This window comes from Solitalea lacus, from assembly GCF_022014595.1.
In the GTDB taxonomy this organism is placed as follows: Bacteria; Bacteroidota; Bacteroidia; order Sphingobacteriales; family Sphingobacteriaceae; genus Solitalea; species Solitalea lacus.
In genome coordinates this window covers 4,317,430-4,337,161 of record NZ_CP091740.1, presented here as the reverse complement: position 1 = coordinate 4,337,161, position 19,732 = coordinate 4,317,430, and the positions used below count along the sequence as shown (strand labels likewise).

Annotated in this window: 14 protein-coding genes; 12 read left to right on the top strand and 2 right to left on the bottom strand. The window is 38.0% G+C overall.

The window, feature by feature from the left end; genetic code table 11:
• Positions 1 to 2 precede the first annotated feature (2 nt).
• Together rpsI and rplM are read right to left on the bottom strand one after the other, a co-directional pair.
• On the bottom strand, positions 3 to 389 hold the full coding sequence (gene rpsI, locus L2B55_RS18615; RefSeq protein ID WP_237847935.1) for a 30S ribosomal protein S9: 387 nt from the start codon (positions 387 to 389) through the stop codon (positions 3 to 5).
• 11 nt (positions 390 to 400) lie between these two features.
• Positions 401 to 841: a 50S ribosomal protein L13 gene (gene rplM, locus L2B55_RS18610; protein ID WP_237847933.1), complete on the bottom strand. Its 441-nt coding sequence runs from the start codon at positions 839 to 841 to the stop codon at positions 401 to 403.
• A gap of 367 nt (positions 842 to 1,208) precedes the next feature.
• Between rplM and L2B55_RS18605 the strand changes: the two genes are divergently transcribed.
• The 12 genes from L2B55_RS18605 to L2B55_RS18550 all read left to right on the top strand — a co-directional run bounded on the left by L2B55_RS18605 (position 1,209) and on the right by L2B55_RS18550 (position 19,693).
• Complete coding sequence (locus L2B55_RS18605; protein ID WP_237847931.1) at positions 1,209 to 1,769, top strand: RNA polymerase sigma factor; 561 nt, start codon at positions 1,209 to 1,211, stop codon at positions 1,767 to 1,769.
• A gap of 66 nt (positions 1,770 to 1,835) precedes the next feature.
• Positions 1,836 to 2,750, top strand: a complete 915-nt coding sequence (locus L2B55_RS18600; protein WP_237847929.1) for a FecR family protein — start codon at positions 1,836 to 1,838, stop codon at positions 2,748 to 2,750.
• A 25-nt stretch (positions 2,751 to 2,775) separates the two neighbouring features.
• Positions 2,776 to 6,138, top strand: a complete 3,363-nt coding sequence (locus tag L2B55_RS18595; RefSeq protein ID WP_237847927.1) for a TonB-dependent receptor — start codon at positions 2,776 to 2,778, stop codon at positions 6,136 to 6,138.
• 17 nt (positions 6,139 to 6,155) lie between these two features.
• Positions 6,156 to 7,733 carry a RagB/SusD family nutrient uptake outer membrane protein gene (locus tag L2B55_RS18590; RefSeq protein ID WP_237847925.1) on the top strand — a complete coding sequence of 526 codons (1,578 nt, stop codon included), beginning with the start codon at positions 6,156 to 6,158 and terminating at the stop codon, positions 7,731 to 7,733.
• 286 nt (positions 7,734 to 8,019) lie between these two features.
• The gene (locus tag L2B55_RS18585; RefSeq protein ID WP_237847923.1) at positions 8,020 to 11,955 is read left to right on the top strand and encodes a beta-galactosidase; all 3,936 of its coding nucleotides are present in this window, start codon (positions 8,020 to 8,022) and stop codon (positions 11,953 to 11,955) included.
• Between the two features lie 12 nt (positions 11,956 to 11,967).
• Positions 11,968 to 12,144, top strand: a complete 177-nt coding sequence (locus tag L2B55_RS18580; RefSeq protein ID WP_237847921.1) for a hypothetical protein — start codon at positions 11,968 to 11,970, stop codon at positions 12,142 to 12,144.
• A gap of 386 nt (positions 12,145 to 12,530) precedes the next feature.
• A complete protein-coding gene (locus tag L2B55_RS18575) occupies positions 12,531 to 14,678 on the top strand; it encodes a peptidase domain-containing ABC transporter (RefSeq protein WP_237847919.1) in 2,148 nt (715 codons plus the stop codon).
• Positions 14,679 to 14,833: 155 nt separating this feature from the next.
• Positions 14,834 to 15,796, top strand: coding sequence for a beta-barrel domain-containing protein (locus L2B55_RS18570; protein WP_237847917.1), 963 nt, complete (start codon positions 14,834 to 14,836; stop codon positions 15,794 to 15,796).
• 42 nt (positions 15,797 to 15,838) lie between these two features.
• Entirely contained in the window at positions 15,839 to 16,159 is a 321-nt protein-coding gene (locus tag L2B55_RS18565; protein ID WP_237847904.1) for a hypothetical protein, read from the top strand.
• Between the two features lie 55 nt (positions 16,160 to 16,214).
• Positions 16,215 to 17,849 (top strand): vitamin K epoxide reductase family protein, encoded by a 1,635-nt coding sequence (locus L2B55_RS18560; protein ID WP_237847915.1) that lies wholly within the window; start codon positions 16,215 to 16,217, stop codon positions 17,847 to 17,849.
• A 140-nt stretch (positions 17,850 to 17,989) separates the two neighbouring features.
• Entirely contained in the window at positions 17,990 to 18,184 is a 195-nt protein-coding gene (locus L2B55_RS18555) for a hypothetical protein (RefSeq protein WP_237847913.1), read from the top strand.
• Between the two features lie 171 nt (positions 18,185 to 18,355).
• The gene (locus L2B55_RS18550; protein WP_237847911.1) at positions 18,356 to 19,693 is read left to right on the top strand and encodes a glycosyltransferase family 25 protein; all 1,338 of its coding nucleotides are present in this window, start codon (positions 18,356 to 18,358) and stop codon (positions 19,691 to 19,693) included.
• Positions 19,694 to 19,732 lie beyond the last annotated feature (39 nt).

Here is a 19,732-nt window from a genome sequence, read left to right as displayed (position 1 = left end):
TATTAACGTTTACTAAACTGGAATCTACGACGAGCTTTTCTGCGTCCTGGTTTCTTACGCTCAACCATACGTGAGTCACGGGTCATCAACCCTTTAGCACGTAATGCTGGTTTAACTTCAGGATCTAACTCTACTAACGCTTTAGCAATGGCTAAACGAGTTGCTTCTGCCTGACCGGTAATACCACCGCCTTTAACATTTACTAAAACATCAAATTTACCAGCTTGATTCGAAGTCTCGATAGCTTGGTTAACGATGTATTGTAATGGTAAAGTAGGGAAGTATACTTTGTAGTCTTTGTCATTTACGGTAATGTTACCACTACCTTCTTTTAAGTAGATACGCGCAACAGCGGTTTTTCTTCTACCTGAGGTGTTTGTAGTTGCCATTCTCCTTGGAATTATTTAATGGTTTTAGGACTTTGAGCTGCATGCGGATGCTCGTTGCCGGCATATACATACAAGTTCTTAATTAACGCGTTTCCTAATTTGTTTTTAGGAAGCATACCGCGTACTGCTTTTTCGATAACTGCAGTAGGGTGTTTAGCCATTAAATCTCTTGGGGAGATAAAGCGCTGACCACCTGGATAACCAGTGTAACGTACGTACTGTTTTTCAGTCCATTTGTTACCAGTCAATTTAACCTTGTCTGCGTTGATAACAATTACGTTATCTCCACAGTCTACGTGCGGGGTAAAGTCAGGCTTGTGTTTACCACGGATGATCATTGCGATCTTCGATGACAAGCGCCCCAGGATCTCTGCGTTGGCGTCAATTACGACCCACTCCTTTTTAACAGTTTTACTGTTTGCAGAGACAGTTTTGTAACTTAACGTATTCACTTGTGAATAATTAATTGATTAATAATGATTTAATACTCTTTTCCCAAAATTTGGGATTGCAAAGATAGATGTTTAATTCTAACTACCAAAGCTTTAGGGGATTATTTTAGACCGTTTTGTAAATAGGCTGATGTAATCCTAGTTATTGTCACATTATAAAAGGTTAAGTTTTAGTCACCTTTGATGTGATCTTGATTGTAATTTGGAGTTAATTCCATCTTTTTTGTAATTTTGAATTGCTTTAATTTAAAATTACGCAATCGATTGCTTTGTCTCTTCAAGCGCTTTTTCGCTAGTTTAGTGAATACTCATTCATTGTATATAATTCCAATTTTAGTTCTTTTGGTTTTTATTCAATTGAAATAAGTTGGAATTATTTGACGATATAGAGTTGCTAAGCATGTTGCAAAATAACAACATGGAGGCTTTAAATGAGCTCTATAATCGTTATTGGGAAGTTCTCTTTGATATTGCTTGTAAAAAGTTAAATGACAGAGAAGATGCAAAAGATATAGTTCACGACCTGTTTTTACAATTGTGGAATACCCGCACATCATTATACATTTATAAATCTTTCTCAGGATTTCTATTCACCGCCCTCAAAAACAAAATAATTGACAAGCAACGGTCTGTAACCAGAAGAACAAAGAAGGATAATGAAATTGTTCAAATGCAGCCAGGTGCTTGTAATGGTACCTATGAGGAAGTTTGTTACAATGAGTTGAATGGCATTATTCGTTTTGAAATAGACCAGCTTCCGGAAAAAATGAGAGAAATCTATCAATTGAGCCGAGAAGAAAATCTGTCGATTGACGAAATTGCTAACCGTTTATCCCTCTCCAACCAAACCGTTAAAAATCAGATTAGTAAAGCTTTGAAGCGGCTTCGCGAAAAGGTTTCCCAGAGTCTGGCCACTATTTTTTTCTAAAAAATAAAAATAACAGTAGTACTTAGTAATTACTTCATCGTCTTTACGTCATATTTCGCAAGATAAATGACGTCGAAGAAAGATTTTTATAAAGAATTTAATGTTTCAGAATATCCATTGTCGTTTGATAGTGAAGAGGATAGATTGCAGGTAAAAGATGAAATTCAACAACGGTTATACCAAAGTATTTCTAATCAACAGGCCTCTCCTGGATTAATAAGAAGATTATTGACATCCACTACTTATAAGATTGCCGCAGTCTTAATAGTGTTGATCTCGACAGCTTTGATCTCCTATAAACTTTATTGGTTAAAGAATGACTCATTAACATTCATTACCCTAAATGCTCCACAAGGAAAAGTAATGGAATTTATGCTGCCTGATGGTAGTAAAATCATTTTAAATGCAGGCAGTAAACTGAAGTACCCATCAAAATTTGCAAGTACAAGGGATATTTATTTAGAAGAAGGTGAAGCCTTCTTCGATGTTACTCATGATCCATCAAAACCATTTATTGTTCACACGTCCAATGTTAGCACCCGTGTTTTAGGTACAGCATTTAATGTTAAGTCATACGCTGCATTGCCAACTATTACGGTAACTGTTGAAAGAGGAAAGGTGCAGGTTAATGAGCAAGCGAAAACTCTGGGAGTGCTCACTCCTGATAAGCAATTGGTGTTTAGCAAAGCAGATCACTCCGCAATAAATAAAACTGTTAAGGCCGTAAAAACAACAGCATGGAAGAAGGGCGATTTCATTTTAACAGAGGCCTATTTTGATGAAATAATGCTGGCTATTGCTAACAGATTTAATGTGGAAATGAATTACGATTCGAAAGTTTTCAGCAACTGTCAAAATAGTATTCATTTTACTAAAACACAAACCTTATCAAAGGTTTTGGAAACGCTTAAAGAAATTCAAGGCATAACCTACTCAATAAAAGGCAATCAGGTATTTATTACTGGTAAATCATGCAAATAATAAGACACTTTATAATTCCAATACAATGAAGCAAAATTTACAAAAAATGTTAAAACGGCGAATGGCGCAGCTAGGAATGCTTGCCATGCTTTCTGCTGTGTCATTAAATGCTTGGGCAAAGGCCCGCATTCTGGATATCCAGCAGGTTAAAGTGACGATTGGTTTCAAAGGAGGAGAGACACTTGAAAATGCATTCAAGCGCCTAAGTGAGCTTTCAAAGGTGTCATTTAACTATAATCATAATGAGCTTCGTAAAGTTCAGTCGAAAAATTTAGAGTTTATAAATGAACCGCTTAACAATGTTTTAAATTCAATTTTAAACGGAACAAGCTTTCATTACAAAGAAGGAGAAAATGGCATTGTAATTTTCAAGGCAGTTGAAAAACACAACAATAATTTAACTGTCATTACTACATCAACTGTTGATCAAATTACAATAAAAGGAACTGTTTCAGATGCAACTGGTCCATTGCCTGGCGTAACTGTTAGCGTTAAGAATCGTACGACAGCAACCAGTACAAGTGTTGATGGAACTTACTCAATTAAGGTAGAGAAGGGGGATATGCTGGTGTTCTCGATGATTGGTTTCAAACCTAAGGAGATTACTGTTGGCACCCAAACTACCATTAATGTAATGCTTGAGCCTTCTATGAGTGCTTTGGACGAAGTAGTTGTGGTAGGTTACGGACAACAAAAGAAAGTAAACTTAACCGGGGCAATTGCTACGGTTTCAGCAAAGGATTTTGCAAACCGACCGGTTACCAATATCTCTACAGCTATTCAGGGAAAAATGGCCGGTGTTACAGTATTGCAGCGCTCAGGCCAGCCCGGAAAAGACGGTGGAACTATTCGTATTAGAGGTATCGGAACATTAAACGATTCTAGTCCATTAGTACTTATTGATGGATTACAAGGTGATATGAATACCCTTGATCCGAATGACATTGAAAGTGTTTCAGTGTTAAAAGATGCTGCCTCGGCAGCAATTTATGGCTCACGTGCGGCAAATGGTGTAATCTTAATTACAACTAAGAAAGGAAAGAATAATACTCCGGCACAATTGACGTACAGTGCATATTCAGGCTGGCAAGATCCTACTCGTTTACCACATTTCCTTAATTCAGCAGATTATGCCCGCTTATACAACGAGGCATTAGATAATGAAGGAAAAACTAAAAGATACACTGATGAAGAAATTGCAAAATTTGCATCAGGTGTTGATCCTGATAAATACCCAAACACTGACTGGTTGGGATTATTCTTTACAGAAAAAGGTTATCAGCAGAATCATTATTTAGGGTTATCTGGAGGGTCTGAGAAAACTACTTATTCAATTTCTTTGGGTTATTTTGACCAAAAAGGTTTAATAAAAAACTCTTTTTCAAAACGCTATAACCTTAAAACAAATATTGAAAGTCAGGTTTATGATCGGTTAAAGGTGGGGGTAGACTTAAATATTAACCGCAAGAATATTACCGAGCCAACCAATCCTTATACAGGGGATATGGACCAAATTTTCAGACAGGTAATTAAATTATCACCAACTATACCATATAAATATTCAAATGGCCAATACGGCTATGGCCAGGATGGTAACCCGATTGCCTGGATGGATTTGAACGCAACCAATGTATCTAACTATAACGATGCTTTCGGAAATATTCATGGTGAATTAACGATTCTTAAGGGTCTGACTGCTACAGGGATGTTAGGTATAAGATCGTTTGCTGATATGGGTAGCCGTTTCATTAAAGATATTCAATTCTATGATCCAAATACTGGCAATCCTACCAAGTATCAAGGGCCAAATTCACAAAGAGATTATAATGCCAATTCCCTAAACATCACTGCACAAGCTTTATTAAACTTTAACCATAGTTTTGGTAAGCACGATGTTAAAGGATTGGCCGGTTTCTCTCGTGAATCATATAGAAATGATTGGTCTCAAGGGTATAGAAAGGGTTTTCCTAACAATGAATTAACGGAGTTAAATCCTGGCTCAACAGACGGACAGGAAGCTACCGGGTCAGCCTATGAATGGGCGTTGCAATCATTCTTTGGTCGCTTAGGTTATACTTATAATAACCGGTATATGTTTGAAGCGAATGCCAGGTATGATGGGTCTTCACGATTTGCCAAAGGAAATCAGTATGGCTTGTTCCCCTCATTTTCGGCTGGTTGGAGAATTTCAGAAGAAGAGTTTCTTAAATCGGTAAACTGGTTATCTAATCTGAAATTGAGAGCTTCATGGGGAAAATTGGGTAATCAGTTAGTAACTAATTCCAGTGGCGGTCAACTATATTACCCTACTGTAGCAACAATTACACTAGGGAAAGATGTGGACTATACTTTCGATGATGCAGTAGCTTCAGGTGCCATGGTAACGAAAGGAGTAAATCCTGATTTGGTTTGGGAAACCTCAATTAACACTGATTTAGGTCTTGATGCATCTTTCTTTAACGATAAACTTTCATTGACTGCAGATTACTTCAGCAGAGAAACAAAAGATATTCTTCTTGACTTCCCTGCTCCGGTTACTTACGGATTGGCTGCTCCGGCTCGTAATGCAGGGGCTATGGCAAATAAGGGATTTGAATTTGAATTAAGTCACAATAATAGGATAGGACAAGTTGCCTATAACGCTTCAGCCAATTTTACAATTGTTAATAATGAGGTAACAGACCTAAAAGGGAAAGGCGATATTTTTTATTCAGGCAATGCTCAAATTGCTCGTGTAGGAGTACCTTATAGATCGTTTTACGGGTATGAAGTAGAAGGTATTTTCAAAACACAAGCCGAGGTTGCAGAACATGCTACTCAAAGTTCAGTGACAAAACCAGGGGATTTGATATATAAAGATCAGAACGGCGACAATGTAATTAATGCACAAGATCGTGTTATGATTGGCAATAGCATTCCCAAATACATCTATGGATTAAACCTGGGCGCTAGCTATAAGGGCTTCGATCTAAGTGTATTTATGCAAGGCGCTGCTGGTCATAAAGGCCTGTTAAACAATGAGGCAATCGGTGGATTCAGTGATCGTAAACCACTTGAATATCAATTGGGACGCTGGACACCTGAGAATCCGAATGCAGAATTTCCAAGAGTATTAGCCACTCAAAAACATAATGAGCAGGTTTCATCATTTTGGGTAAGAGATGCATCATACGTACGTCTCAAGAATCTACAATTAGGGTACAGCTTTCCTAAGTCGCTTACAGAAAAGATGAGAATTTCCAGCTTTAAATTATACTTAAGCGGACAAAACTTATTCACCATTACTAAGTACCCTGATGGATACGATCCGGAATTACCAGAGGTAAGCCGCGGTGCAAATTATCCGCAGGTAAAAGTGTACACATTAGGATTAGATGTTAAATTTTAATTAGAAGAGACAATCAAATGAAAAAAATATATGTATTGGCTGGAGCACTTTCAATTGCATTAAGTTTTACAGCCTGTAATAAAGATTTTTTGGACAAAGCTCCTTTAGACGAACTTTCGGATCAAACCTTTTGGAAAAATGAGAAGGATGTGCAAATGGCATTGAATGCCTGTTATCGAAAAGGTTTATTCGGTTTTTGGGAAGTGTTATATATGGACGGTATGGCCGATAACGCTTACTCACAGTTTGTTTGGGATGGTTTCCAAAAGATTGGTAATGGTACCATGGATGCTGGCTACGTGGATCAAAATAATTTTTTCGATTTTAAAGGTATTAGATCCTGTAATGAGTTCTTAGTTGGTATAGAAAAGGTGCCATTCGCAGATCCTGCAAAGAAAGAAGCGATGAAGGCAGAAGCTCGTTTCATTAGAGCTATGGATTATTTCTACAAAGTTCAGTTTTTTGGCGATGTGCCTTTAATGACTAAGCCACTTGCTCTCCAAGAGTCCAATATTCCTAAAACGCCTAAGGCAGAGGTTGTAAAATTTATTTTAGATGAGTTAGGAGCTATTGCAAATTCACTTCCTAATAAGGCCTCATCAAGTGGCAGGGTGTCAAAAGTAGCTGTTCTGGCTTTAAAGGCACGTATTGAACTGTATGAGGGTAAGTTTGCTGATGCAGCTAATTCGGCCAGTCAGGTAATGAATATGGGCTTTAGCTTGTTCCCAAATTATGAGGCAATGTTCTGGATGGCTAATAAGGGAAACAGTGAGGTCATCTTTGATCGTCAATATAAGGTAGATGGACAAGACAATACGATGTGGGATATGGGTGCTCATTTACCTAACAGTGAAGGTGGCTGGTCGTCGATAGAACCAACTCAAAGTTTGGTAGATGAATATGAGTGTACAGATGGAAAAGTTGCCGAGCTCTCGCCATTGTATAACCCGCAAAATCCTTATGTAAACAGAGATCCTCGAATGAAAGCAACCATTCTTTATCCTGGCGCTGATTGGAGAGGTAGCTTGTTTAATTCGTTAGATAAAGACGGAGCAGATTATTATAATAACAGCGACAATGCTTCAGAAACTGGTTATAACCTGCGTAAGTACATGGATCCGACTGCAGAAGGAGATGGAGTTTGGAACTGGGGAACCAATGCCATTCTAATTCGTTATGCAGAGGTGTTGCTAACGTATGCAGAAGCAAAAATTGAGCAGAACCAGATTGATGCAAGCGTTTATAATGCTATTGATGCCATAAGACAACGAGCTGGCATGCCTGCGGTGGACAGAACGGTTTATAGCAACCAGGTTAAACTAAGAGAGCTTATCAGAAGAGAGCGAAGAGTGGAACTTGCAATGGAAGGATTCCGATGGTTCGATTTGAAACGTTGGAATCAACTAGAGAAAATCGGTAACCCTGTTTATGGGGTAAGAGAAGGAGTTGTGAATCCTGACGGTTCTGTTGCCTTGACTGGAACAAACCGGTTGGTGGAGCAACGCATTTTTGCTCCGAAAAATTACTTACTTCCAATTCCACAGGCGGCAATTGATATTTCTCAAGGTGTGCTCAAGCAGAATCAAAATTACTAAAGGATAATGGTTTCTATAAACTAAGTTTTGCAAGCAGCCTTATCAAGGCTGCTTGCTTGCTTTTATGGGAAAACAGCAAAATAAGCCATTAGTCTTTAAGATGTTTGTAAACTATTTAAAATTACGCAATCGGTTGTCAAGTCTCTTAAAGCTTGTATTCACTAGTTTAGTGAATGCTCATTCATTGTATATGATTTCAATTTTATTTCTTTTGCTTTTTAATTCAATAGCAAAATGACAACATGGAGTCTCTCTATGATTTACCATTCTGTTTTAAAAGCTTATCATGAAAAAACGGCTATTTCTTTTACTTCAAATTATCTTTCTTACGTTACCATTAAGCCTTTTGGCACAGTCATTACCCCAAAAAGTATGGGCAGCAGATAATGGAAATGGTACGTATAAAAACCCTTTACTATGGGGCGATTGGCCCGACCCGGATTTTATACGGGTCGGTGATGAATTTTACTTTGTTTCAACCAGTATGCACTATGTGCCTGGTTGCCCCATACTAAAATCAAGGGATTTGGTAAACTGGGAAATGGCTGGTTATGCTGTCGACAAGTACGATGAAGATCCTCGCTATAATCTTCAAGGGGGCAATATGTACCTGCGGGGTTCATGGGCTGCAACCATCAGACATCACAACGGAATGTTTTATGTAGGATTTTGCACCCCCAATTGGGATAAAGAAAAAGGAAATTTCTCCATTTGTACTGCCAAAGACATCAAAGGACCTTGGAAAAGAGCGATTTTGCCGGAATACTTATATGATCCGGGGTTGTTTTTTGATGATGATGGAAAAGTGTACGTGGCTCATGGTCAACAAAAACTGTATATAACGGAATTAAATGCCGATGCCTTATCGGTGAAAACGCCGCAAAGGGAAATTTATAATAATCGTGATTACCCTTATTTGGAAGGGTCCCATTTATACAAAATCAAAGGGAAGTATTATATTTTGGGTACTACCGGAGGTACAAAAGGAAGGCAGGTTTGTTTGCGATCAGATAATATTTATGGTCCTTATGAATCGAAGGTAGTTATTAATGACGACCATACTTATCCGGGCAATGGACTGCACCAGGGTGGAATGGTACAACTAAAAGATGGTTCCTGGTGGTTTATTATTATGCAGGATCGTGGAGCCATAGGCCGAACCCCTAATTTGGAACCTGTTACCTGGGTGGGTGGATGGCCAATGTTGGGCGTGAATGGGAAAGGGGTACAAACTCATAAAAAGCCTAATGTTGGTAAAGTCTATCCGGCCACAGTTCCGGCTACTTCTGATGAGTTCAATACCTCCGTGCTTGGTTTGCAATGGCAGTGGAATCATAATCCTGATAATAAAAAATGGTCATTAACAGAACGAAAAGGACATATGCGTTTGCAGGCCTCTTTTGCAAATGAGTTAACCATGGCTCGCAATACGCTTACACAACGTGTGCAGGGGCCGGTTTCTGAAGGGGTTGTGGAGATGGATGTTAAAGGATTGGAAAAAGGTAATATCGCCGGTTTTGGAATTTTTCAGTCTCCTTACGCTTACATCGCTGTACGCAAAGAAGATAAAGGTAATTGCCTGCTGATGGTTAATAATGGTAAGGTAATCGATAGCATTAATAATTTTTCTGCAAGCAAAATCTGGATCAAAGCAAACGCAACCCATATTGGTTTTAAAGCCACATTTTCATATAGCATAGATGGGAAAAAGTTTATCCCATTCGGAAATCAACTTGCCATGGGACTAGGTTTAGACTGGACCGCCAACCGATTCGCTTTATTTAATTTTAGTACCCAAAAAGAAGGAGTTGGGGGTAATGCCGATTTCAATTGGTTTCATTTTAAGGGAGAGAACCATTTGGTTAATAATCAAAAGGTGTCGTACAATGGCAATTGCTTAAATATAGATGGGAAAGAAACCTTTGTGTACAGTGCTGCATTTCATTATTTTCGTTGTCCCAAAGAATTATGGCGAGACAGGTTTCAAAAGATAAAGGCAGCCGGCTTTAATACCGTTGAAACCTATATTCCATGGAACTGGCACGAACGCAATATGCCGAAGGATATTGATGATGAGTCTCAGCTAGACTTTTCGGATGTAAAAGAGTGGCTGCGTATGGCCCAGGATGAATTTGGGTTTTATACCATTGTCCGCCCCGGGCCGTTCATTTGTGCTGAATGGGCTGGTGGGGGCTATCCAAGATGGTTAGCTAAATTTCGTCCCAACGTGGAAGATTTCTGGCTTAGAAGCAATGATCCTGAACATGTAAAATGGAGTTTGCATTGGTATAAAGCTGTTTGCAAATTTATTGCCGATGAACAAATTACTCAAAAGCCTAAGGGGGAAAAAGGAATTATCCTGGTTCAAATTGAAAACGAATACAACCACCATGAAACGAATGGTAAAGTAGCGTTTTTGCAATCCTTATATCAAGCTGTAAAAAAGGCTGGAGTTAATGTTCCGATGTTTACTTGTTTAACAGCTGAATGTAGGGCAAGTAAAGATAGCGTCTTATCAGATGTTTTTGATAGCGATAATTATTATGTGGGATTGAATGACGCTATTGGTTGTGCTAAGAGAATGGAAGACTTAAAGCATAAGCAGCCAAATGCTCCGGGCTTTGTTACCGAATTGCAAGGCGGCTGGTTTTCTACCGTTGGAGGAAAATTAAGTGAAGATAGCGAGTCAGACTATCGTCATTTCTATGCAATCGGTATGATGTCAATTTTGGGCGGGGCTACAGGATTGAATGGTTATATGTTTTATGGAGGTACTCATTTTGAAGGTTGGGGAGCCAGAGGACAAACAACAAGCTATGATTATAATGCAGCCATCAGAGAAAATGGTGCACTTTCACAGAAATATTTTGCGGCTAAAAACCTGGGAGCTTTCATTAAAAAGTATCAGCAACAACTCATCCACTCCAAGGGAGGTGTTTGTGTATTTGAAAAATCACCTAATGAATTAACAGGAGGTATGCGTATTGCAGAAGACGGGACGAAGTTTGTATTCCTTCACAATAGTTCTGCGAAAAAGCGCATTGCGGGCACAGCCATTGTTAATCCGGCTGCGGGCGGTACTCAGGGTGAGCCAATCTATAACGTAAACCAAAACGAAGAGAAAGTTTTAATATCAATTGATCCAACAAAGAAAAACGCATTGGCTTCCGAATCGGCATTCGAAGTGCAATATGAATTGGATTCGTTGGGGACGAAAGTATTGATCATCCCTCCTAAAGCTACAGTCAAAGAAGGGGTGTGGTGGAGTTTGTCAGAGGATTTAAAGAAGAAAGCGGCAGTTCAACAGCCAAAAAATAGTATACGGATAGCAAAAGCCCGGGTTTATAATGAAGATTTTAAGGCTAGTTGGGAACCTCTAAAGCCTTTAGTTTCCCTTCCCGAATTAGGTGTGAACGATAGCCGGTATACATTATATCGTTCAAAGGATTTATTAACAGAAAAGGAAGCTTCAAATTTTGTTAAACTATTGTTCAATACCTTTTCAAGGGATATTTTGAATGTACAGGTAAACGGCAAGGTTGCAAAACGTTTATATCCTAGTGATAATTATGCAGCAGCTGCCTACAGAAATGTTGACAAATCTTTTGCACAAATTAAAGACAAAGAATACGATAATGTTTTTGATGTTGCAGGTTTGTTAAAAAATGGAGAGAACGAAATTATAGTCGTTTACGAAAACATTGGGCATGAGCATGGTTATTATCCTATGGAAGAATTATGCGGCATTCGTAAAGCCGGTTTGACTGATACTTCTTCAGTAATTCAAAAAATGCTTCAATGGCAGGTAGCAACTGACTTGTCGGGAATTGAGCATGGCTTTATCGCCTCTAATTTTAATGACCGTTCATGGAAGGAAACAGAATTAGATACTACGATAACAATTCCTCGAAAAGGAAATAATATTCAGCCAAAAGGTAAACAGGAGGCTCTATTTACATGGTATAGAACCGAGTTTGAATTGCCTAAAAATGCAGATCCAGCAACCACCTGGCGACTACTTATTAATGCTTCGGGCAATGGTTACATTTATTTGAATGGACACAATATTGGCCGGCATTATGAGGTTGGTCCGCAACGTGAATTTTATTTGCCTGAATGCTGGTTGCGTTATGGGAACAACCAAAAGAATGTAATAACGCTGGGGCTACGCCAAACCATGAATGGGGCAGTGATAAAAGGGATGGAGATAAAAGAAGATTAACCTTAACGCGTTGTGCGATTTGATTCACATGAGGTTGAAATTCAGTTTTTTGCACTAAACCTTCCAGGTTTCCAAAACCTGGAAGGTTTTGAGCATGAGCTGGTCGAAGCTCTATTCGTTTTGGTAAAAGTACTTTTTGTATTTGGTCGAAGCACTATTCGTATTGGTAAAAGTACTTTTCGTATTTAGTAAAAGTACTTTTCATATTAGTAAAAGTACTTTTCATATTTGGTCGAAGTGCTTTTCGTATTTAGTAAAAGTACTATTCGTATTGGTAAAAGCACTTTTCGTACTGGTAAAAGGCCTATTCGTCCTACGAAAAGGCTTTCGTGGGAGTCGAATGGGTTTTCGTAGTCCGAAAGAGAGCTTTCTTGGGAATTAAAGACGATTTCGTAGCAGTAAAAGTGTTGTGTTACTCGGGCAAACGGTTGTGGTAGGGAAGAAAAATGAGGGAGCTCCCGTTGCTGCATCTAATTAATTGAGAATTACACAACCGGTTGCAATTGAAAATAAAGCTGATTTGGTCAAAATGCGTGTTAAGTCCGTTTGATTAGTTTGTAACTTTTTTGGATGCAATGGACTGTGGTCCTACTTGCATCCGGATCATTGCAAAATATTACGGACGAAATTATCCCCTGCAGTATTTAAGAGAAAAATGTTGTATTAACCGCGAAGGAGTTTCCTTACTTGGTATCAGTGAAGCATCAGAGCAAATAGGTTTTAGAACCATTGCAGTAAAAATCAACTATAAGCAATTGCTTAGTGAAGCAACCTTGCCCTGCATTGTGCATTGGAAGCAAAACCATTTCATAGTCGTTTATAAAATCAAAGGAAACAAAGTATTTGTAAGCGATCCGGCTAAAGGGTTAATGCAGTACACCAAGCAGGAGTTTTTGCAAGGATGGCAAGGCACTTCTAAAGATGATTTAGGTATTGTCTTATTAATGGAGCCAACTAACCGTTTTAATGAAGAGCATGAAGAGCTGTCGCAAAGTTTAAATTTTAAAAGTATATCCGGGTACTTTTTAAAATACAGAAAACTGTTTGGACAATTAATGCTGGGCCTGTTAGCAGGCACAATACTTCAGTTGATATTACCCTTTTTAACGCAAGCTGTAGTAGATGTTGGCATTGCCACCAAAGACATGCAGTTCATCTATCTGATTTTGGCAGGGCAGTTAATGATGTTTGTGGGTTCTACATTAGTAGATTTTGTGCGTAGCTGGATATTATTGCATATAAGTACTCGGATAAATCTTGCATTACTATCGGATTTTTTGATCAAACTAATGAGATTGCCGCTTTCTTATTTTGATACCAAAATGATCGGTGATATTATGCAACGATTGGGTGATCATAGCAGGATAGAATCTTTCTTAACAGGATCCACCATCAACATCATTTTTTCAATATTCAATTTTGTCATTTTCACCTTTTTAATGGTTGCCTATGATGTGAATATATTCTTGATTTTCTTGCTTGGTAGTATTTTCTATTTCTCTTGGGGTTTTCTTTTCCTACGGGCCCGAAGGAATTTAGATTTCAAACGCTTTGAAATTTCAGCGAGGAATCAAAGTACGACTATACAATTAGTACAGGGCATGCAGGAAATAAAGATGAACAATTGTGAGACTTTGAAACGTTGGGAGTGGGAGCGGATACAAGCAAAGCTATTTAAATTGAATGTAAGATCATTAAGCATCAATCAGCTTCAACAAGGCGGAGCTTTCTTTATTAATCAATCAAAAAATATACTCATTACATTTTTATCGGCTCAGGCTGTTGTAAATGGTCATTTGACCCTTGGAGGAATGTTGGCGGTACAATATATCATTGGGCAATTAAATGCGCCTGTGCAACAGTTTATTCAGTTTATTCAATCCATGCAAGATGCCAAGATCAGTTTGGAACGGATAAACGAAATACATCAAATGCAGGATGAAGAACCTGTTGACAAGCCTTTGCTTACTGTACTGCCTGAAAACAAAAGCATTGTAATAAAAAATCTTAGCTATAAATATCCGGGATATGATAATGAATATGTGCTGAAGGATATTAACATGTACATACCAGAAGGGAAAACAACGGCTATTGTGGGTATGAGTGGTAGTGGTAAAACCACCCTGTTAAAGCTCTTATTAAAGTTTTATAACCCCGAAAGCGGTGAGATAAAAGTTGGAGAAGCTCGATTAAGCAATATCAGCCACCGTCACTGGCGAAGAAACTGTGGTGTGGTGATGCAGGATGGTTATATTTTTTCAGATACAATAGCCAATAATATTGCGGTTGGAGAGGAGCACCTCAATATGAAACGTTTGATGCATGCAGTTAAAGTTGCCAATATTCAGGAGTTTATCGAAGCACTTCCATTGGGTTACAATACAAAAATAGGAGCTGAAGGAAACGGTATTAGTCAAGGGCAACGACAACGGATATTAATTGCCCGCGCTGTATACAAAGATCCTGAATTCCTCTTTTTTGATGAAGCAACCAATGCTTTGGATGCCAATAATGAAAAAGCAATTATGGAAAATATGGATGAGTTTTTTAAGGGAAGAACAGTTGTTGTGGTTGCCCACCGGCTAAGTACCGTTAAAAATGCCGATCAAATCATTGTGCTCGATAAAGGGATGATTACCGAAATAGGGTCACATGAAGAACTTACTTCTGCAGGTGGTGATTATTATAAATTGGTGAAAAACCAGTTGGAATTGGGAAATTAACAGAGAACAAAGACAAAGGCACAAAGACCAATAACTGGCTCCTCCCTTAATGTACACCTATTTTAAACTAACAACTGACAACGGACAACGGACAACTAGAATATGCCACAAACACTACAACGCGAAGAACTACACGAAATATATAGTGAAGAAATGTGATTCGTATTAATAAATGGGAAAAACTAATTGAGCATGATCCCGCTCAATATAAGCAGTTAGGAGAGTTGCAATCTGCCTACCAAACATTTAGCGCCGCATTTATCCAATTAAAGTCGTATTTGCATAATGGAACTTACGTGCAGAAGAAATTTTTATTGCAAAAAGAATTAAATAGTCTGCATGAACTACGCAAAAGCCTGTTAGCACAACAAAATGTGCTAAACAGCGACTATGAAATCGCTTCAAAGGACTTTTCAGTTAAAGAGCAATTGTTTAATGAAAAAGTAATACCCTTGCTTGAATATAAGCAAGAGCAAAGTAAATATTTAAATAAGCGTTTACCACTTGAAAATCTGCGAACTTCCCTGATTAATAATAATACGAGCATTGTAGCCAAGCAGCAAGAAATTCTAGCACTAGATCAACAATTTACCGATCAAAAAAGCAACTTCCTTCAAGCCCTTAACACCCTGATAAGCAGCACTGATGCCTGGAAGAAACAATACTTATTAATTGCTTCAATAGCCGGCAGCGTAACATTTCCTACTGTACTACATGAAAACCAGGATGTGAAAACAGGACAGGAGATTTTTTATATCACTCCCAAAAATGCCGGGTATTATGGCGAACTGCAACTGGCTCAAGACAACTTTGGGAAGATTCAAATTGGCCAGGATGTATTAATCAGTTTGGCCAGTTATCCTTATGAAGAATATGGAAAATTAAAGGGTCGTATTGCATTCATTTCAAAAACACCCAATAAAGAAGGGCTATATCAGGCCACAGTTAAATTAACTACTGGTTTAAAAACAGGTAATAACATCGACTTAAACTTTAAAAACGGTATGGCAGGTAGTGCTGAAATCATTACTAAGAAAATCAGGCTCATTAATAAATTGCTATTCACCATTAACAAATTATTGAATAAACCGGGCACAAACCCTACAAATCCCAAATAAATAATAAGAAACCGATAACCAAGAAAACAGTAATCTATCCCAATGGCAATCATAAAATATTTTAAAAAACTGCAATCAATTGATTCATTAATTAGAAGAAAGGCAACCGGTAATCAGGAAGAATTTGCTCTGAAGCTAAATATGAGCCGTAGTATGCTTAATGAATACTTACGGGAGATGAAAGAACTGGGGTTTCCAATTTCCTATTGCAAAAGCCGTAACAGCTATTATTATGCAAGGAATGGTAAGCTGGTTAATACCCTGTTTGATAATGAAGTTGAAAAAGAAGAGTTAAGGCACTACAAAGGAGGGCTGGGAACTTTTTTTTTCACTTTTGATTTCAGTCCGAAAATATTGGACTGAGTGATTTTACCTTCGCAACCACATTAAACGAACATTATTACAAAGTATAACATATATGCTTTCAGTCATTAAAAATTTTACCGGATCGAGAGAGAATTGTGTAACCGCTACTGATAGTCTGCTGCAATTATTAAAAGTAAAGGTGACGGGTATAACTTTAGAAAAAACCTTACAGGAACATCCTAACTATCCCAGTCTATTGAGCGTTACCGATGCTTTAACAAGCTGGAAAATTGAAACGCTGGCGATAAAGGTTGCTCCCGAAAAAATGCAGGAACTCCCGCTTCCTTTTATGACCCAAGTAAAAGGAGATCGTCATAATTATTTTGCGGTAGTAAACAAACTGGATGAAGGCAAAATAACTTGGCAAGATCCTGCATCAGCTAAATGGAAAACCATACCTTTTGATGAGTTTAATAAAAAATCGACAGGCATCGTATTATTGGCTGAACCTTTGGAACAGGCAGGCGAAAAAGATTATAAAAGCGCTTATAAAAGCCAATTGGTAAAATCCATTGCTCCAGCTCTCCTCTTAATACTTCTTACTGTTTACAGTTTTGGCTTGGTAATTAATTCCTTTTATACTACCGGAGCCAATGCCCTATTTCCGGCGCTCTTATTCACCACAAAACTTGTTGGAGTATTAATTACTTCACTTTTGCTATGGTATGAATTCGATAAAAACAATCCCTTATTGCAAAAAATATGTACAGGTGGAAGCAAAACAAACTGTAATGCAATTCTGCAATCTAAAGCGGCTAAAGCATGGGGCGAGATTACCTGGAGTGATCTCGGATTTATCTATTTTACAGGAGGAGTTGTTGTATTGGCATTAAGCAATCTTAACAAGAGCATGCTTTCATCTTTAGCATGGTTTAATTTATTGGCACTGCCTTATATAGTTTACTCACTTTATTATCAGGGGAAAATTGCCAAACAATGGTGCAGGTTGTGCCTTGGAGTGCAAGCTTTACTGGCATTGGAATTTATAATTGCATCAGGTGGCAGATTTCTTTTTTTCGAAGCGGCATTGCTTAATTGGTCCAATGTTGCAGCCATTGTTTTTTCGTTTTTAGGTACTGCAGCCGCATGGTTTACCTTGAAGTCATATATAGTAAAGGCAAAAAACTATAAGCGAACTCAGCTCGAATTCAAGCGTTTAAAGTACAATCCTCAACTATTTGAAGCTTTGTTGCACAAACAAAAAGCCATTACTCATGACCCAACTGGATTAGGGATAGTATTAGGCAATCCAAATGCTAAAATGAAAATTATAAAAGTTTGTAATCCTTACTGTGGGCCCTGCGCTAGTGCACATCCAATAATAGATGAACTCATACATTTAAATGAGGATGTTCAAGTGCAGATAATATTTACGGCATCTGAGGATGAAAATGATAGAAGATCTCAACCTGTAAAACATCTGTTGGCATTAAATGAAAAACAGGATGCCCAATTAATTCAGCAAGCAATGGATGATTGGTACAATAACCCCAAAAAGGATTACGAGACTTTTGCTAAAAAGTACCTCATGAATGGCGAATTGCAAAAACAAGGAACAAGATTGCAGGCTATGCATGAATGGAGTAACAAAATGGAAATTGCTTTCACTCCAACTTTTTTCATCAATGGTTATCAACTGCCGGAATTTTACTCCATTCAGGATCTAAAAAATATTTTGGCCCATTAGCCAATAAAGAGCTTTGCGCAAAGAAAAAGGGATGAAGTAGTAGAGTGTGCACCTTTATTACTGAAAACCCAAAGCCAATACTATCTCACGGGCTTTGTACGAGAGCATTTATCTATTAACATTTTAACAAAAACTAAAAAATGAAAAAGTTAACATTGAAAAAATTGAACGTAGAAAGTTCAGAAGTTCTTACCAGAGAGCAATTGAAGGCAGTTATGGGCGGAGGCGGAAGCGGAAGCGGAACCACCGGTAGCGGTAGCAGTTGCGGAGGAACATGTAAAGTTGATGGGAACTGTGCAACGGGTTGTGTGTGTAGCCAAGGTACCTGCGTTTAGCACCCCTTTATAAAGATCGGATCCCAAAACAAATCAGCTTTTGGGTATCCACGAACAAATGACCCAAATTAAATCTTTCTAAATTAAAGGAAAAATTGGCTGTCTCTGAGTCAGGAGATAGCCTTTTTCCACATAGTTTTAACGTTTAAGAATTCTGTTTGTATTTGAACAATGACATTAAATAGTAAATCTATTAAGTTTGATAAAATTTCCGTGTATGCCTTTAATAGTGAGAATGCCGATGGAGAATATGTTGGGCTTGTGGAACGATTTGCTAAATACTCAGTATTTTCTTTAAAACTTGTTAATGCTGAGGGAGGAAGAGGACCAGAGATAGATTTGTTACAAGCTATCAAAAGCGCTGTTCTCTCTGCACAACAGGAAGAACGCCAATTTTTCTTGTTGTGCAATACGTCCCATTATTTTACTAACGACTTTTCATATGACAACTTTCTTTCCATCATTAGCGAGGCCGATAAAAAGAACGCAGATTATTTGTTAGGAGGGTTGACGCGGTTTAGGTCACCGTTTCAAGTATCTGAAAACCTCTATTGGGTTGAAAAATTTTTAGGAATACATTTCATGGTAATCTTTCAGCGGAGCTATGAAAAGATTTTAGGTGCGGAATTAGGTAGAGCTCAATCAGTTCACGAATTGCTATCCTCAATATCTGAAAGTAAATTTATAATTAATCCCCTTATTTCCATACAAGAGGATATTCAATATGATTTCGAAGATGACAATGGGAAGCAAAGCAACATAGTTCAGGCCTATTTAAATTCCAAACAACTATTGAATAACCTGAACAATATCCGTACCTTTTACAGAGAACATCAAAGTATTTGGGATCCAGTCATTCTGGAAGAGCCGGTAGCTATCCCAACCTATATCCTCAATTTACCTGAACGTACAGATCGGTTGGCTCATATCAAAGGACAGTTTGAGGGACGGACTGAATTTGATATAACGTTTGTTGAGGCATGCCGACACGAAATAGGTGCTGTTGGTCTTTGGCAAAGTATCAGGAAAATAGTCAGAATGGCTATCGATAATGATGATGATGTAATTGTTATCTGTGAAGATGATCATCAATTCACACCGTATTACAACAGAGATTATTTCTTGAAAAATGTTTTGGAAGCCCACAGCCAAAGAACCGATTATTTAAACGGAGGTATAGCTATATTTAATAATGCGGTAATGGTTGCTGAAAACAGGTTTTGGGTGGATATTGCAAGATGTACACAGTTTATAATACTATACCGTTCTTTTTTCCAAAAAGTTTTAGACTCACCTTACAACGATGACGTGCTAGCAGACGTTAAACTTTCTGAACTAACAGCAAATAAGTTGGCGCTTCACCCTTTTATTTCTATTCAAAAAGATTTTGGTTATTCCGATGTTACGGCAGTTTTTAATAATAAAGAAGGTTTGTCAACCAAAATGTTTAACGAATGTAGCAAGATGCTCCAAAATATTAGTATGGCCTATTCTTGTTATTGTAAATAATTCTTATTTCTACGCTTGACTTATGAACCTAACCACAAA

Coding starts and splice junctions, on each gene's coding strand:
- L2B55_RS18555 (WP_237847913.1), top strand. CDS start 17,990: ATGAAAAAGTTAACATTGAAAAAATTGAACGTAGAAAGTTCAGAAGTT.
- L2B55_RS18595 (WP_237847927.1), top strand. CDS start 2,776: ATGAAGCAAAATTTACAAAAAATGTTAAAACGGCGAATGGCGCAGCTA.
- L2B55_RS18600 (WP_237847929.1), top strand. CDS start 1,836: ATGACGTCGAAGAAAGATTTTTATAAAGAATTTAATGTTTCAGAATAT.
- L2B55_RS18560 (WP_237847915.1), top strand. CDS start 16,215: ATGCTTTCAGTCATTAAAAATTTTACCGGATCGAGAGAGAATTGTGTA.
- L2B55_RS18590 (WP_237847925.1), top strand. CDS start 6,156: ATGAAAAAAATATATGTATTGGCTGGAGCACTTTCAATTGCATTAAGT.
- L2B55_RS18585 (WP_237847923.1), top strand. CDS start 8,020: ATGAAAAAACGGCTATTTCTTTTACTTCAAATTATCTTTCTTACGTTA.
- rpsI (WP_237847935.1), bottom strand. CDS start 389: ATGGCAACTACAAACACCTCAGGTAGAAGAAAAACCGCTGTTGCGCGT.
- L2B55_RS18550 (WP_237847911.1), top strand. CDS start 18,356: ATGACATTAAATAGTAAATCTATTAAGTTTGATAAAATTTCCGTGTAT.
- L2B55_RS18565 (WP_237847904.1), top strand. CDS start 15,839: ATGGCAATCATAAAATATTTTAAAAAACTGCAATCAATTGATTCATTA.
- L2B55_RS18575 (WP_237847919.1), top strand. CDS start 12,531: ATGGACTGTGGTCCTACTTGCATCCGGATCATTGCAAAATATTACGGA.